Origin of the sequence: Campylobacter portucalensis (genome assembly GCF_009690845.1) — a bacterium.
In the GTDB taxonomy this organism is placed as follows: Bacteria; Campylobacterota; Campylobacteria; order Campylobacterales; family Campylobacteraceae; genus Campylobacter_B; species Campylobacter_B portucalensis.
This window is the reverse complement of record NZ_VWSJ01000080.1, coordinates 1-493: the sequence shown is the minus strand read 5'-3', so window position 1 is coordinate 493 and position 493 is coordinate 1. Positions and strand designations below refer to the sequence as shown.

General features: G+C 34.9%; 1 pseudogene. It reads right to left on the bottom strand.

What is annotated here, in order from left to right:
* A pseudogene (locus F1B92_RS08935) lies at positions 1-493 on the bottom strand (hypothetical protein); the annotation flags it as partial.

The window sequence follows — 493 nt, the reverse complement described above, 5'->3', positions numbered from 1 at the left end:
AGTCAAATATAAAGCCTTGACTATCTAGGGTTATATCAGGTTTTGTTTGACCGCAAATTTGAGTAAAACCAGCGTCGCCTTGAACTGAGCCTGGGCAAGCTGATGGTATAAGATGCTCTGGTTCTGAGTCTGTAATTTTGCTCTTACCATAATATTTTGCTATCATACCAATAGTTAGCTTCTCATCATAAAGTCTTGTGCCAAGCTCGATTGTAGCGTAATCTTTTGGTAGTATTGTAAGCTTTGATAGACCATAACCTTGTATAAACATTGATTTGTTAAGCGTTGTATCAACTCTTGGGCTAGCATCTGTAAAGTTTAGAGGTTGATCTGTTTTTTGATGAGCATAAGAAAGATTTGTAAAAAACCATCCTATATCATAACCAAGTTCAAGCTCAAGTCCTTTTATATTTACATCTACAGGATGGTTTATATGTTTAATGTATAAATCTGGTGCTCCATCAAAATTTGCTTTGGTATTTACTATATAGTC